Origin of the sequence: Streptomyces sp. CA-278952, assembly GCF_028747205.1 — a bacterium.
In the GTDB taxonomy this organism is placed as follows: domain Bacteria; phylum Actinomycetota; class Actinomycetes; order Streptomycetales; family Streptomycetaceae; genus Streptomyces.
Genome location: NZ_CP112880.1, coordinates 5,578,310 through 5,592,821, shown reverse-complemented (window position 1 = coordinate 5,592,821; position 14,512 = coordinate 5,578,310). Strand labels below are relative to the sequence as shown.

Annotated in this window: 15 protein-coding genes and 1 tRNA gene; 1 reads left to right on the top strand and 15 read right to left on the bottom strand. The window is 71.0% G+C overall.

Annotated elements, in window-relative coordinates:
* Positions 1-23: 23 nt before the first annotated feature.
* From N7925_RS25000 to N7925_RS24960, 9 genes are all read right to left on the bottom strand, one after another.
* Positions 24-257, bottom strand: coding sequence for a hypothetical protein (locus tag N7925_RS25000; RefSeq protein ID WP_003969224.1), 234 nt, complete (start codon positions 255-257; stop codon positions 24-26).
* 3 nt (positions 258-260) lie between these two features.
* Positions 261-449: a hypothetical protein gene (locus tag N7925_RS24995; RefSeq protein ID WP_265601680.1), complete on the bottom strand. Its 189-nt coding sequence runs from the start codon at positions 447-449 to the stop codon at positions 261-263.
* 132 nt (positions 450-581) lie between these two features.
* A tRNA-Ala gene (locus tag N7925_RS24990) sits at positions 582-654 on the bottom strand.
* 139 nt (positions 655-793) lie between these two features.
* Positions 794-1,447: a histidine phosphatase family protein gene (locus N7925_RS24985; RefSeq protein WP_265603996.1), complete on the bottom strand. Its 654-nt coding sequence runs from the start codon at positions 1,445-1,447 to the stop codon at positions 794-796.
* Entirely contained in the window at positions 1,444-1,875 is a 432-nt protein-coding gene (gene rsfS / locus N7925_RS24980) for a ribosome silencing factor (protein WP_018961239.1), read from the bottom strand. The genes N7925_RS24985 and rsfS overlap by 4 nt, the downstream gene beginning before the upstream one ends.
* Before the next feature lie 184 nt (positions 1,876-2,059).
* Positions 2,060-3,877 (bottom strand): LCP family protein, encoded by a 1,818-nt coding sequence (locus N7925_RS24975; RefSeq protein ID WP_274345221.1) that lies wholly within the window; start codon positions 3,875-3,877, stop codon positions 2,060-2,062.
* A gap of 19 nt (positions 3,878-3,896) precedes the next feature.
* Positions 3,897-4,514, bottom strand: coding sequence for a nicotinate-nucleotide adenylyltransferase (gene nadD, locus N7925_RS24970; RefSeq protein WP_026291102.1), 618 nt, complete (start codon positions 4,512-4,514; stop codon positions 3,897-3,899).
* 38 nt (positions 4,515-4,552) lie between these two features.
* Positions 4,553-4,714 carry a hypothetical protein gene (locus tag N7925_RS24965; RefSeq protein ID WP_265601678.1) on the bottom strand — a complete coding sequence of 54 codons (162 nt, stop codon included), beginning with the start codon at positions 4,712-4,714 and terminating at the stop codon, positions 4,553-4,555.
* Between the two features lie 84 nt (positions 4,715-4,798).
* Positions 4,799-4,951, bottom strand: a complete 153-nt coding sequence (locus tag N7925_RS24960) for a hypothetical protein (RefSeq protein WP_003969217.1) — start codon at positions 4,949-4,951, stop codon at positions 4,799-4,801.
* A gap of 111 nt (positions 4,952-5,062) precedes the next feature.
* Here N7925_RS24960 and N7925_RS24955 point away from each other — a divergent pair, with 111 nt between their 5' ends.
* Entirely contained in the window at positions 5,063-6,211 is a 1,149-nt protein-coding gene (locus N7925_RS24955; RefSeq protein WP_265601677.1) for a M48 family metallopeptidase, read from the top strand.
* Here the strand turns inward: N7925_RS24955 and N7925_RS24950 are convergent.
* The 6 genes from N7925_RS24950 to N7925_RS24925 all read right to left on the bottom strand — a co-directional run bounded on the left by N7925_RS24950 (position 6,126) and on the right by N7925_RS24925 (position 14,331).
* The gene (locus N7925_RS24950) at positions 6,126-7,271 is read right to left on the bottom strand and encodes an SCO2583 family membrane protein (RefSeq protein WP_274345220.1); all 1,146 of its coding nucleotides are present in this window, start codon (positions 7,269-7,271) and stop codon (positions 6,126-6,128) included. The two genes, N7925_RS24955 and N7925_RS24950, sit on opposite strands and share 86 nt — an antisense overlap.
* A gap of 207 nt (positions 7,272-7,478) precedes the next feature.
* A complete protein-coding gene (locus tag N7925_RS24945; protein WP_274345219.1) occupies positions 7,479-8,066 on the bottom strand; it encodes an SCO2584 family spore wall biosynthesis protein in 588 nt (195 codons plus the stop codon).
* 152 nt (positions 8,067-8,218) lie between these two features.
* Positions 8,219-9,502: a glutamate-5-semialdehyde dehydrogenase gene (locus N7925_RS24940; protein ID WP_274345218.1), complete on the bottom strand. Its 1,284-nt coding sequence runs from the start codon at positions 9,500-9,502 to the stop codon at positions 8,219-8,221.
* 112 nt (positions 9,503-9,614) lie between these two features.
* Positions 9,615-10,106: a hypothetical protein gene (locus N7925_RS24935; protein WP_265601673.1), complete on the bottom strand. Its 492-nt coding sequence runs from the start codon at positions 10,104-10,106 to the stop codon at positions 9,615-9,617.
* Between the two features lie 128 nt (positions 10,107-10,234).
* Positions 10,235-11,389: a glutamate 5-kinase gene (gene proB, locus N7925_RS24930; protein WP_265601672.1), complete on the bottom strand. Its 1,155-nt coding sequence runs from the start codon at positions 11,387-11,389 to the stop codon at positions 10,235-10,237.
* A 173-nt stretch (positions 11,390-11,562) separates the two neighbouring features.
* Positions 11,563-14,331: a CDP-glycerol glycerophosphotransferase family protein gene (locus N7925_RS24925; protein WP_274345217.1), complete on the bottom strand. Its 2,769-nt coding sequence runs from the start codon at positions 14,329-14,331 to the stop codon at positions 11,563-11,565.
* Positions 14,332-14,512: the final 181 nt, after the last annotated feature.

The following is a 14,512-nucleotide window of genomic DNA, read 5'->3' as shown; positions in this document are numbered from 1 at the left end:
AACAGTGGATCGTCAGCCGCAGGTCAGGCGGTCGCGAAGGAGTAGAAGCGCTTGAGGGTGCAGTGCTCCTCCAGGAGCCGCCCGTAGATCGGCTCCCCTTCCAGCTCCCGGTAGGTCTCGATGGGGTCGCCTTTTATGATCAGCGCCCGCGCGCATTCCTCGCACCAGTACTGGTACTCCGCGTTGACCGGGTCCATGTCCCTGACGATGGGCGTACCGCTGCCGCACCAGTCGCACTTACGCCTGTGTGCACCCATCAGTCAGCTCCAGCTGTGGCCGCAGGCCGTGCACACGTAGGAGACCCCTCCGTTGTCACCCAGAACCTGGGCCACGTGGGACGAACCGCAGGACGGACAGCCGAGGCGGGATCGATCTTCGAGCGGTACGGGGTCGGGGGGCAGGGCGGCGACAAGAGGCTGGTCGGGGACGTGTTCGCGACTCGCAGGCATCGCGCTCCCTCCCGATCGGTACGTCGCCCCCTCCGGCGTTCCGATTCTGCCATGGCCCCGCAAGGGGGTCAGCCCGCGCGGTGCTCCCTATACAGAAGATCCCGCCCCCTGGTGGGGACGGGATCCTGATTGTGGAGCTAAGGAGAATTGAACTCCTGACCTCCTGCATGCCATGCAGGCGCTCTACCAACTGAGCTATAGCCCCGCTGTTCGCTGTTGTTTCCCTGCGTTTCCGCGCTGCGAACAAGAAGAACTTTAGCCTGCGACCGGCCGGAAAGTGAAATCCGGCCCGGGCCGCCCGAGGACGGCCCGCGAACGGCCTCTCCACTGCCTCCGGACGGCGTCTAGTCGTCGTCGCCGAGGACCGGCTCGGGGAGCGTTCCGGCGTTGTGTTCCAGCAGACGCCAGCCGCGCGCACCCTCGCCGAGGACGGACCAGCAGCAGTTGGACAGTCCGCCGAGCCCTTCCCAGTGATGCGACTCCAGGCCCAGCAGCCGGCCGATCGTCGTCCTGATCGTGCCGCCGTGGCTGACCACGACGAGCGTGCCGTTCTCCGGAAGCTTCTCGGCGTGCTCCAGAACGACCGGAGCCGCCCGGTCGGCGACCTCGGTCTCCAGCTCGCCGCCGCCGCGGCGCACGGGCTCTCCGCGCTTCCACGCCGCGTACTGATCACCGAAGCGCTCGACGATCTCCTGGTGGGTCAGCCCCTGCCAGGCACCGGCGTACGTCTCACGGAGTGCGGCGTCGTGGGCGACGGAGAGGCCGCTGACGGCGGAGAGCTCGGCAGCCGTGGCCGCCGCCCGTCGCAGGTCGGAGGCGACGATGGCGTCCGGCTTCAGCGAAGCGAGCAGCCGGGCGGCGCGGCGGGCCTGCCCGACGCCGGCCTCGGTGAGCTCGATGTCCGTGGAGCCCTGGAAACGGCGCTCCAGGTTCCACGCCGTCTGGCCGTGCCGCCAGAGGACGATCCTGCGGCCCGTGCCGCTGCTGCTGCCGTTCAGCTCTGGTCACCTTCCGTGCCGCCGTTGAGCTGTGCGTGCTCCTCGGCCTTGCCACGGGTCTTGACCGCGTCCTCGGGGAGGGCGATCTCCGGGCAGTCCTTCCACAGGCGCTCCAGCGCGTAGAAGACGCGCTCCTCGCTGTGCTGGACGTGGATGACGATGTCGACGTAGTCGAGGAGAATCCAGCGGGCGTCGCGGTCGCCCTCGCGGCGCACCGGCTTGACGCCGAGCTCCTTCTGGAGCTGCTCCTCGATCTCGTCGACGATCGACTTGACCTGGCGGTCGTTGGGGGCCGAGGCGAGCAGGAAGGCGTCGGTGATCGACAGCACATCGCTGACGTCGTAGGCGATGATGTCGTGCGCGAGCCGGTCGGCGGCCGCCTGAGCGGCGGCGTTGATGAGCTCGATGGAGCGGTCCGTGGCGGTCACATGCAGGCTTTCGTCGGCGGTCGGATGCAACCTCTAGGGTCTCACGGACCGCCGACAGAGCCTTACTGCGTTTCCCGGTCGGGGTTCACTGTGTTTCTCGGTCAGGGTTCACTGCGTATCCCGGGCGGGGTCCGGAGGCGGATACCGGCCGGCGCCGGAGCGCCGACCGGTGGTCCCGGGCGGGCTACGGGACCTCGTAGTCCTGTCCGAGGACCGCGGACACGTCGGCGTTGGCGGCCGGCTCGCCCTTCTTCACGTCACCCGCGGCGAGGCCCAGGGTCTTGGCCACCTCGACGGCCTTCTCCTTGTCCTCGGCGGACCGGTAGAGCACGACGGACGACTTCTCGGCCCCTGCCTTGCCGCTGTCAACGAAGGCGTAACCGCCGTTGACCAGCTGGACCCGGGCGGCTGCCGCGGCCTTCTCGTTCCCGGTGGCGTTGCGGACGGCGACCCGGAGCGGAGCTCCCGCCTCGGGGGCCTTCACCGTGCCGCCGAGGATGTCCTTGACGACGTCGCGGGTGTCCGCCTCGGTGAGCGTGCCGTCCTCCTGGACCGGCAGGAGGGCCGTCTTGTAGTCGCCGACCTTGGCACGCGAGGCCAGCTTGGCGAGCGAGGCCCCGAGGTCCTTCTCGGGCAGCGACGGGTCCAGCACCTGGAGCAGCGTCTCGATGGTGACGGTCGCGGCCTTGGGATCCTCGGAGATCTTGCGCAGCGTGGCCCGCATGACCTCGCCGAACCGCGTCAGCTGCTTGGCCTCGGGCTCCCCCGGCGCACGGTACGTGGCGTACGCGACGGCCATCGCGCCGCTGAGCGTCTGGCCCTCGCCCTTGTTCACCAGGGGCGATTCACCCTTCTTCGCGCCCGGCACATCGGTGTCGGTGTCGACCTCGATGTTGCCGACCAGCTCGACGAGGTTCTCCAGGTACGGGGTGTCCAGCCGCCAGGTGCCGGTGATCCGGGTGCCCAGGAGGGTGTCGATCGCCTCCCGGGTGCCGGTCCTGCCGTCGTCCTCGACGGACTTGCCGAGTGTGGTGGTGGTTCCGTCGTCGGAGGCGACGGCGAGGGAGTTCGGCAGCAGGACGGTGGTGCCCTGCTTGGTGGTGGCGTTGTCGACGAGCAGCGCCGTCGAGGTGCCGCCCTTCTTCGTGTCGTGCAGGTGCACCACCATCATGTCGCGCTGCTGCGCGCCTGCGGCCACGGCCTTCTTCTCGTCCGATCCGGACAGGCCCGGGATCATGTCGGCGGACCAGAGATAGCCGGCCCCGCCGACGACGACGAGAACGGCGACGACTATCAGGGCGACCATCCGGTTGCGGCCCTTGCGCCGTGCCTCCTCGCGCCGCTCGCTGCGGCTCTCGGTGAACTTCAGCCAGTCGATGACGTCTTCGGAGTCCTCGTCGGGCTCCTCGATGAACGAGAACTGCTCGGTGCGGTAGTCGGGGACGGGCTTGCGCTGCCCCGGGAGCGCGGGCTCCGCGTCCGGCTCCGCCGCGTCTTCCGCCGACCGCTGTGACTGCTGTGTCTGCTGCGGATGCTGAGTGGGAGGCTGCTGCGGGGCCTGTTCCGGCGCGGGGGCCGCGCCCTGCTGCGGGATGCTCCAGTGCTGGCCGGTGTCGACGGCGGCGGGCTGCTGCCCGGTGGCGTACCCGTAGTCGGTGTAGGAGCCGTAGCCGTACCCCTGGTCCGGGCCCTGGCCCTGCTGCGTCCGGGGCGGCTGAGGCGCCTGGCCCGGATGCGGAGCGACGTAGGGGTCGTAACCCCGGGGCTGCTGCTGGGGGTTGCCGTACGCGTCGTAGCCGTAGCCGGTGTCCTCGGTCCGGTGCCCTTGACCCGGCTGTGCTGCGTAGGGGTCGTGCCCCTGGCCCTGCTGGTCGTACTGGCCGCCCGGCTGGTCGTACTGCTGCTGCCCCTGCTGCTGGTAGACCGGCTGCCCGTACGCGTCGTAGCCGATGATCTGCGGCTCTTGGTAGTACGGGTCGTACGGGTTCTGGCGGTCGTTCACCGGTGCCCCTCTCCGTGGCTCATTCGCCGCGGTACAGCTGGCGCTTGTCGATGTAGCGGACCACGCCGTCCGGCACCAGGTACCAGACCGGCTCCCCCTGCGCGACCCTCTCACGGCAGTCCGTGGACGAGATCGCCAGCGCGGGCACCTCCACGAGGGAGACACCGCCCTCGGGCAGCCCGTCGTCCGTGAGCACGTGACCCGGGCGGGTCACACCGATGAAGTGGGAGAGCGAGAACAACTCCTCCGCGTCGCGCCAGGTGAGGATCTGGGACAACGCGTCGGCGCCGGTGATGAAGAAGAGGTCCGCGTCGCCGTGGACCTCGCGCAGATCCCGCAGCGTATCGATGGTGTACGTCGGTCCGCCACGGTCGATGTCACTCCGGCTGACGGAGAACTGCGGGTTGGACGCGGTGGCGATGACCGTCATCAGATAGCGGTCCTCGGCCGGGGAGACCTTCTTGTGGCTCTTCTGCCACGGCTGCCCGGTCGGGACGAAGACGACCTCGTCGAGATGGAACTGGGCGGCCACTTCACTGGCCGCCACCAGGTGTCCATGGTGGATCGGGTCGAATGTCCCGCCCATCACGCCGATGCGGCGTTTGCCGGGGCCGGTAGGCACTTCCTGCTCTCCCATGCGTGCAGAGCCTACTGGCACCGCTGTACGCCCCTGACTCAGCGGTCGCGGTTGAAGCGGGTGGTGACCCACAGCAGGAACATCAGCGCGATGAACGCCCCGGCGCCGACGAAGTAGGGGTTGAGGCTTTCGTGGTTGCCGCCCTCGCCGCCTTCGGAGGCGAGAGTGACCAGCTGGTGTGCGGTGCTCGTGAGGCTCATCTTCGGCAGGACCTATCGATCGTGAATCGGAAGGAAGACGTCGGTCACATCGTATGCGGGACCCCCGGGCACGCTCACGGCGACTCAGTCGTTGTTGTCGTCGTTGCGGTATCCGCGCAGCAGGAACCACGCGAGCAGCACCGCTCCGAGGATCGAGACGAGCAACACGATCCGGAGGGTGTCACCCGGCCCCTGCTCCTCGGACGCGGCGGCGAGCAGTACGGCGGTGTGCGGCATTTCGGGCGCTCCTCAAAGTTATCCACAGCCCCCCGCACACCGTAGCGCCAGCGCATACGCTGGGTTTTGTCCGGGGGACGAGCAACGTCTCGTACGAACAGGGGGCCATCCATGACCGACAGCAGTCACGAGAACGTGCCGAGCAGGCAGCGCCGGCGATTCCCCGGGATCTCCTCCCGGGCCTACGAGCACCCCGCCGACCGCTCGGCCCTGGTGGCCCTGCGCAAGCTGACCGGGTTCGACACCGTGTTCAAGGCGCTCAGCGGGCTGCTCCCGGAGCGCAGCCTGCGGCTGCTCTTCCTCTCCGACTCCGTCCGGGTGAGCGACGCGCAGTTCGCCCACCTCAACGACATGCTGCGGGACGCGTGTTACATCCTGGACCTGGAGAAGGTCCCGCCGATGTACGTGAAGCAGGACCCGCAGCCCAACGCCATGTGCATCGGACTGGACGAGCCGATCATCGTGGTCACCACCGGCCTGGTCGAGCTGCTCGACGAGGAGGAGATGCGGGCGGTGGTGGGCCACGAGGTGGGCCACGCGCTCTCCGGTCACTCGGTGTACCGGACGATACTGCTCTTCCTGACCAACCTCGCCGTGAAGGTCGCCTGGATCCCGCTCGGCAATGTGGCGATCATGGCGATAGTGACGGCGCTGCGCGAGTGGTTCCGCAAGTCGGAGCTGTCCGCGGACCGGGCCGGGCTGCTGGTCGGCCAGGACATCACGGCCTCCATGCGCGGTCTGATGAAGATCGCGGGCGGCAATCACCTCCACGAGATGAACGTGGACGCCTTCCTCGCCCAGGCCGACGAGTACGAGAAGGGCGGCGACCTCCGGGACTCCGTCCTCAAGATCCTCAATGTGCTGCCCCGCACGCACCCGTTCACCACCGTGCGGGCCGCCGAGCTGAAGAAGTGGTCGGAGACCCGCGACTTCCAGCGGATCATGGACGGCCACTACCCGCGGCGCGACGGGGACAAGGACACCTCGGTGACCGACTCGTTCCGGGAGTCCGCCTCGCACTACGCGGACACGGTGCGCACCAGCAAGGACCCGCTGATGAAGCTCGTGGGCGACATCGCCGGCGGCGCGGGGGACCTGGGCGGCAAGCTGCGTGACCGGTTCACCGGGACCGGGGGCGCCAAGGGCGGGGCGCAGGGCTCGTCGGACGGTTCCGCTACGGACGGGGACGGGACGGCCGGTCGGCCCCAGGACCCTGAGGAGGGGAGCCCGGGGACGTCGTCGGGGCCGTCGGGGAGCTGACGGCCTCCAGGGTCCCGCACAGCGCCGCCGCGGGCCGGCCCGTGGCGTACGGGTCGGTGGCGGCGGGCCCGCGGGCGTCCGCCCGTTCCCCGGCGAGGAGCGGGCGGAGCATCCCGGTCGCGTCGGCCGAGCAGGACTGCGGTCCGGCCTGGACATGGGCGGTGAGCACCTCCAGGCGGTGCAGTCGCAGGTCTTCCCGGTCGAAGCGGAAGTGCAGCTCGCGCCGCACGGTGAACAGGGAGGCGTCGTCGTCCCGGTGGGGCCCGTCCGCCGGGCGCAGGGCGTAGGTGAACGTGTGGTCCGAGACGACGCCGAGGAGGCCGGGGGCCTCCTCCTCGTAGCTGAGGGCCCCCTCGACCCGGATCTGCGGGTCCGCGAGCTCCACCTGCTCCGGGTCGAAGCGCACCAGCCAGCCGGTGGCGGCGCGGCTCCCGTCGTCCGCCGGGCTGCTCAGGCTCTGTTCGAACTGGGCGCGCTGGTCCGGGTCGAGGAGGTGCTCGACGGGCCGGCGTACGGAGCCGGTGAGGACGTCGGGGTTCAGGGACGACTCCACGAGGTAGTCCTTGACCGTGGCGAGAGCGGCGGTGATCTGGCTGTCGGAGAAGTTCTGCGTGCGCTCCACGGTGGGGAAGTTGATGCCGTCGGCGCCCGTGCGGAATCCGGAGACCGGCTCGGCCCGGTACAGCCGCTCGGGTGATCCGCCCGGTACGGCGCCCCGGGGGGCCAGAGGGACGACGGTGGTCCGCAGGGGTTCGGCCCGCCGGGTGGCCGGCTGGGGGTACGGGCTCCGGAATCCGATGTAGACGGCCACCGTGAAGGCCAGGGCGATGAGGACGACCAGGGCTATGGCGGCGCGGGAGCCGCCGCCGCTGCGGACGACCTGCGTGTCGGGCAGTGCCCGGACGGCGCGGGCGTGCTCGCCCATCCGCTCCTGCGCCGAGTACTCCTGCATCCGCGCAGCCCGGACGAACGATTCGTCGAAGACGAGCGAGCGGTACTCGTCCTCGCCGCCCGCGGGGTTCTCGGGTGCACCGTCCGGTGGTTCTGAGCGGCCTGTCATGACTTCTCTCCCCATCTCCACACCGGTCGGTTCGGTGCGCAACGGTCTGCTTCGGCCGAGTGGCCTCCGCAGCGAGAAGCCCCCCTGGGAGCGAGGGGTCACATCTTGAGGGTAGGTCGATTGCGGCCCCCGTAAACGCGGAGACGGCCGGGAACTGCGGACGCGCCTGGGGAGGCCGTCGGCGATCGGGTGACGGCGGGGGTGGGTTCAGGGCACCCGTGGCTCGGCGGAGACCGTGGGGCGGGAGTAGTCCGCGGAGGCCGACGGGGCGGCCCCGGGCTTGTCCACGCCGCTGGTGACGGGCGGCGGCACCTGGTCCTGCCGGTTGTTCGAACCGCCCCGGTAGACCGCGGTGAAGGCGAGGGAGACCATGCCGACGCCCATCACCAGGGCGAGCAGCCAGGCGACCGGGCGGTGCCAGCGGGCGGAGTTGCGGTAGGGGCGCAGGGAGCCGCCGTGGCGGCCGTAGGGCCCCGGGGTGCCGTCGTCGTCCCCGGTGCCGTGGTCGGGGTCGTAGTCGAGGTCCTGGGGGTCGTGGTATCCCCGGGGTCCGCCGTAGGGGTCGTACGCGTCGTCGTCCGCGCGGCGGCTCCGACGGGCGCGGGCGGCGTCGGCCTCGGCACGGGCCTCGGCGGCGGCGAGCAGGCGCTCCACGGCGGTGGGCTCATGGACGGGCGCCGACCGGACGAAGTCCTCGTCGAACACCACGGAGGCGAAGTCCTCGTCCGCGCCCCCGCGGTCGTCGTCGGGCTCCCAGCCGTCAGGAAACGGCTTGCCCCCCACGTCGTCCGGCACGGTTTCAGGGTAGCTGGGCCGGGACCTTTTGGGCAGGGACCCCATGAACTCCCCGGACCGGCACGGGGAACGCGTGGTCGGCCCCTCGCGGCGGATGGGCCGACCGGAGGGGCCGAGGAGGGGTCTGGACCGGACCTAGGGCGAGGCACGCCCTAGCGGATGTGCCCGTCGCCCGTGACGATGTATTTCGTCGAGGTCAGCTCGGGCAGGCCCATCGGGCCGCGGGCGTGCAGCTTCTGCGTGGAGATGCCGATCTCGGCGCCGAAGCCGAACTGCCCGCCGTCCGTGAAGCGGGTGGAGGCGTTCACGGCGACCGTCGTCGAATCGACCAATTGGGTGAACCGGCGGGCGGCGGCCTGCGAGGTGGTGACGATCGCCTCGGTGTGGCCGGAGGACCAGAGCCGAATGTGGGCGACCGCCGCGTCGAGGGAGTCGACGACCGCCGCCGCGATGTCGTAGGAGAGGTATTCGGTCTCCCAGTCCTCGGTCGTCGCCCGGACCACCGTGGCCTTGGATCCCTCGGCGCGGGCGAGGACGTGTTCGTCGCCGCGGACGGTGACCCCGGCCTCGGCCAGCGCGTCCAGGGCGAGCGGCAGGAAGGCGTCCGCCACGTCCTTGTGGACGAGGAGGGTCTCGGCCGCGTTGCAGACGCTGGGGCGCTGGGCCTTGGAGTTGATCAGGATGTCGACCGCCATGGCCAGGTCCGTCTGCGCGTCGACGTAGACGTGGCAGTTGCCGGTGCCCGTCTCGATGACGGGCACGGTGGACTCCTCGACGACCGTGCGGATCAGGGAGGCGCCGCCGCGCGGGATGAGGACGTCGACGAGACCGCGGGCCCGCATCAGTTCGCGCACCGAGTCACGGCTCTCGCCCGGGACGAGCTGCACCGCGTCGGCCGGCAGGCCGGAGCCGCCGACCGCGTCGCGCAGGACCCGGACGAGGGCGGTGTTGGAGGCGTAGGCCGAGGAGGAGCCGCGCAGCAGGACCGCGTTGCCGGACTTCAGGCAGAGGGCGGCCGCGTCGACGGTGACGTTGGGCCGGGCCTCGTAGATGATGCCGACCACGCCGAGCGGGACCCGCACCTGCCGGAGGTCGATGCCGTTGGGCAGGGTCGAGCCGCGCACCACCTCACCGACCGGGTCGGGGAGGGCCGCGACGTCCCGTACGTCGGCGGCGATGGCGCGGATCCGTTCCGGCGTGAGGGTGAGGCGGTCGATGATGCCTTCGCCCGTCCCGGCCTCGCGGGCGCGCTCGACGTCCTCCGCGTTGGCCTCGACGATCTCGCTCGTGCGCACTTCGAGGGCGTCGGCGATGGCCAGCAGCGCGTCGTCCTTGGCCGCACGCGGAAGTGGCGCGATGTCGGCGGCGGCGGCACGGGCCCGGTAGGCGGTCTGCGCGACCGGGGAGAGGTTGTCGTAGGGCGAGAGCGTGGTCATGCCCGCAGAGTAATGCGCACTCTGCGGGCATCCGTCACGTATCCCGTGATGCGAGACGCCCGACCCGGGGCGCGGACGCCACCGGATCGCCCCTGGGCCCTGGCGACCCAGGTCAGTAGGGGTGCACGCCCACGGGGGCCGCGGGCGGCGGTCCGTAGCCCTCGGCGATCCGCAGGTGGTAGGTCTCGCGGTCGATGACTTCCAGGCCGACGATCTCCCAGGGCGGGAGCTGGGCGCTGGAGCGGTGCTCGCCCCACAGCCGCAGCGCGACCGCGGCCGCGTCGTGCAGGTCGCGGGCCTCTTCCCAGTAGCGGATCTCCGCGTGGTCGCTCGCGTAGCGGCTGGTCAGCAGGAAGGGGTGATCGTGCGCGAGCTGTTCCAGGCCGCGTCTGACCTCCCCCAGCGGAGTCTCGGCGCCCGACACGCTGAGCGTGATGTGCCAGAGCTTGGACTGCGGGGACTCCTCCTTCGCCGTCGTGACCGGCTCCCGTTCGACGGTGTCCGCCGGGAGCGGATTCTGGTCAAAATCCGCCCCCGCTCCGACGCTCGTCAGGGCGCGGTTGGCCGTGCCTCGGGGCGGCGCCCCCGGGCGCGCTCGTCTCACCGGCGGCCTCCTGTGATGTGTTGCTGTGCGGTTCCCCTGTTTCCCCACTACAAAGTGGACCAGTCCACAGCCTGGCGTGGGGTGGTTTTGCGGAAGGTCCCCGCTGGATGGCGGGACTTTCAGCCGTTTCAGGGGGTGAGGCGCGGCGCGAGGAGGACCAGATCGTCCCTGTGTACGACTTCGCGTTCGTAGGCGGGCCCCAGTTCGCGGGCGAGGTCCCGGGTGGAGCGGCCGAGCAGCTGGGGGATCTCCTTCGCGTCGAAGTTGACGAGTCCGCGGGCGACCGGGGTGCCGTGCGGGTCGCGCAGTTCGACCGGGTCGCCGGCGCTGAACTCGCCCTCGACGGCGGAGATCCCGGCGGGCAGCAGGGAGGTGCGCCGCTCCACCACGGCCCGTACGGCGCCGTCGTCGAGGGTGAGCGCGCCCTGCGGGGTGGAGGCGTGGGCCAGCCACAGGAGCCGGTCGGCGGAGCGGCGTCCGGTGGGGTGGAAGTACGTGCCGGTGTCGCGGCCCGCGAGCGCGTCGGCGACGCGGCTGGCGGAGGTGAGGACGACGGGGATGCCGGCGGCGGTGGCGATGCGGGCGGCCTCGACCTTGGTGACCATGCCGCCGGTTCCGACGCCCGCCTTCCCGGCGCTGCCGATGGTGACGCCGGTCAGGTCGTCGGGGCCGGTGACCTCGGCGATCCGGGAGGCGCCGGGAGTGCCGGGCGGTCCGTCGTAGAGGCCGTCCACGTCGGAGAGCAGGACGAGCAGGTCGGCGTGGACGAGGTGGGCGACGAGGGCGGCGAGCCGGTCGTTGTCGCCGAAGCGGATCTCGTCGGTGGCGACGGTGTCGTTCTCGTTGACGACGGGGACGGCGCCCATCTCCAGGAGCTTGTCCAGGGTGCTGTAGGCGTTGCGGTAGTGGCCCCGGCGGCTGGTGTCGTCGGCGGTGAGGAGCACTTGGCCGACGCGGACGCCGTAGCGCGCGAACGAGGCGGTGTAGCGCGCCACGAGGAGGCCTTGGCCGACGCTGGCGGCGGCCTGCTGGCGGGCCAGGTCCTTGGGCCTGCGGACGAGGCCGAGCGGGGCGAGTCCGGCGGCGATGGCTCCGCTGGAGACGAGGACGACCTCGCGTTCGCCGCCGTCCCTGACCTTGGCCAGGACGTCGACGAGGGCGTCGACGCGGTCGGCGTCGAGGCCGCCGGACGCGGTGGTGAGCGAGGAGGAGCCGACCTTGACGACGACCCTCCGGGCGCCGGTCACTGCCGGCTCGCGGCCCGACGGCCTCTGCTCTGCCACGTGCTTCCTCGCTCTGGATCGCCCCGGTGTCCGATGCGGGGCCCGCTGTGCCGCCCCCGGCTCAGCACAGTACGCGAGCGGCCGCCCCCGCCGCCTGCCCGTTCCGCTCGGTGGACGCCGAAGGACGGCGGGTGACGGGGCGCGGGCGGGTGGCGGGGGCGGCCGCGGTGGGCTCAGCTCTGCTGCTCGTCCTTGACGGCGAGCATCCGGTCCACGACCCGGGCGGCGGCGCGGCCGTCGGAGGGCTCGCAGAAGTCGACCCGGAACTGGGCGTACTTCTCCTTGTACTCCTCGCTCACCTCGTCGATGTTCCGGATCGCGGAGACCAGGTCCTCGGAGGTCTTGATCAGCGGGCCGGGGGCGCGGGAGGTGAAGTCGAAGTAGAAGCCGCGCAGGGTGTCGCGGTAGTGCTCCAGGTCGTACGTGAAGAAGAGCATCGGCCGCCCGGAGTGCGCGAAGTCGAACAGCACCGAGGAGTAGTCCGTGATCAGCACGTCGGCGATCAGGTAGAGGTCGGCGATGTCCGGGTAGTACGTGACGTCGTGGACGAAGCCCTGTCCGGCGCCGGGGATGGAGTCGAGGACCTTGTGGTGCTTGCGGTAGAGCAGCACGTGGTCGTCGCCGAGCTCGCGCTTCGCGGCCTCGACGTCGATCTGGTTGTCCAGCTTGAAGCGGCGGCCGCCGTAGCGCTGGTCGTCGCGCCAGGTGGGCGCGTACAGGACGACCTTCTTGCCGGCGGGGATGCCGAGCTTCTCCCGTACGGCCGCGGCGCGCTTGACGCGGTCGGGGGCGTGGAAGACGTCGTTGCGCGGGTAGCCCGCTTCCAGGACCTCGCACTGGAGGCGGAAGGAGTTGGTCATGATCGGGGTGGTGAAGGCGTTGGGCGTGATGAACAGGCTGTACTGGCGCGAGCGCTGCGGGAGGCTCGCGATGTAGGCCAGGTTCGCCTTCGGGGTGCCGAGCAGGTCGGCGCCGATGCGCTTGAGCGGGGTGCCGTGCCAGGTCTGGACGACGACCTGGCCCTCGCGGCGGACGAACCACTCGCGGATGCCTCCGTTGGTGACGACGTACCGGCTGCGGGCCAGTGCCTCGTACCACTCCTTGCTGCCCCACTCGACGCCGCGGACGCCGGGCGGCAGGACGACCTGCTGGTCGTGGACCATCGCGATGTGCTCGACCTCGGTGCCGCGGCGCTTGAGCTCCTCGTAGACCGCGCGGGGCGAGTCGGAGAACTGCTTGCCGCCGAAGCTGTTGTAGAGCACGGCCTCGCGCAGCGGCAGCTCGCGCTGCTCGGGGGTATAGACGTCGCGCATCAGCCGCTGGCGGTAGGCGCCGCGCAGCTCCGGGTCGAGGACCGGCCCGGACTCCACGAAGATCCGGTCGAAGTCGAGCCGCTCGACGGTGTACGTGCGGTGTTCGCCGCGGTGGGCCAGCGGCAGCGTGTTCACCAGGTCGGGGCGGATCGTGACGGGGAGGTCGTGGGTGTGGTCCCACTCGGTGCGCAGGCGCAGGCGCGGCATCCAGCGGCCGGCGCGCAGCGGCACGGTGCCCTCGTAGGTGGGCATGGTGTCCGGGCGCAGGCGGGCGGTGAAGCGGCCGTCGGCGAACTCGACGGGCAGCGGGCGGTCCTCGTTGCGGCCGGTGTGGCGCAGGACCATCTTCATCTGCTCGGCGGGGCCGGTGTAGGCGCCGGAGAGGACCAGCTCGCCGTCGGCGCTCCACTCGACGCTGTCGACGAGGGGCTGGACCGTGCGGACCTGGGGGGTGAAGTTCCCGGCGCCGTCGGTGAGGATCGCGAACTCGCGTCCCTCGGGCAGCGGGTGGACTCCGGTGACGGACTGCGCACCGTTGGTGGCGCGGCGGGTGGTGCCGTCGGCGAAGACGATCTGCGCGCCGTACTTGACGGACTTGCCGGGGCGTACGTCGTCGACGGGGAGGTCCGCGAAGTCGAGGCGGGCGGTGTGGCGGAGCCAGCCGTCGGCACCGGTGTCGCCCTGCTGGAGCGGGAGGTCGGTGGCGAAGCCGCTCGGCTCGTGGTCGATGCGCAGCGCGGTGGGGTATTTGCCCGCAGGGGTGGTGACGCGGGAGCGCAGGGTGACGGTGAGGGTCTCGCCGTCGGCTTCCTGGGCGATGATCTCGGCGGGGACGACGTCCACGGAGAGCTTGAGCCGGTTGCGGTCGAAGCCGGCGACGAGGCGCACGCCGTCGTCCAGGAACCGGGTGTAGCTGTGGCCGGACGCGCCCGCGTTGTTCTTGGTGATGCTGCCCACGGACATGCCGCCGGGGCGCGGGATGCCGATGCCCAGGCGCCAGGTGCCGGGCTGCCACTGGCCGCGTACGCGCAGGCGGGACGGGTCGATGCCGAGCTCGAAGCCGGACCAGTCGTAGGTGTGCAGGGCGCCCTTGGCCTCGGCGGTGGCGAGCGGCTCCAGGACGGTGCGCATCCGCAGCGGGAGAGTGGAGCGGCTGCCCTGGCGGCGGAGCACGGCGACGCGCAGTGAGCGCTTGCCGGTGGCCGAGGGGACGTTGGGGATGTAGGCGTAGCCCTTGACGAGGAGCTTGCCGTCCTCCCAACCGAGGTCGAGGAGCTTGCCGCGTACGGGAAGTTCGCTGCGGTTGAAGTTGCGCACCGAGGAGGGGAGCGAGGAGCTCTCGACGCCGGGCAGCTCGATGCGGGCGCGCCGCAGGCCGCGGACGGAGAAGGCTCCCGGGTTCTCGCGCTCGTAGTGCAGCAGGTCCACCAGCTCGTCACCGCGTCCGCTGGCCGCCAGGTGCCACTTGACCCGGGCCATCGGGGAGAACTGCCGTACGACCTTCGGGGCCGCACGGGCCAGGAAGTCCTTGGCCGCTCGGTGGAATTCGGGGCGCTCCTCGACCGGAGTCTCCGGGAAGTACTTCATGAGCCGGCTGAGCTCGTCGGGGATCGCTTCGAGGGACGCCACGGGTGGAGGGCCTTTCCGGGGGGGACGTGCAGATGATGAACCCCAGGAGGACGGGGCGTTAATGAGACGTCTCCAACCGTCTCATGGTTGCCCCACAGTATGACGTGACACCTCTCACAGGACGAACCGCCCCGGTCGTCACCGGGGCGGGAGAGGGGTCCCGCGCTCCCCCGGCCCCGTC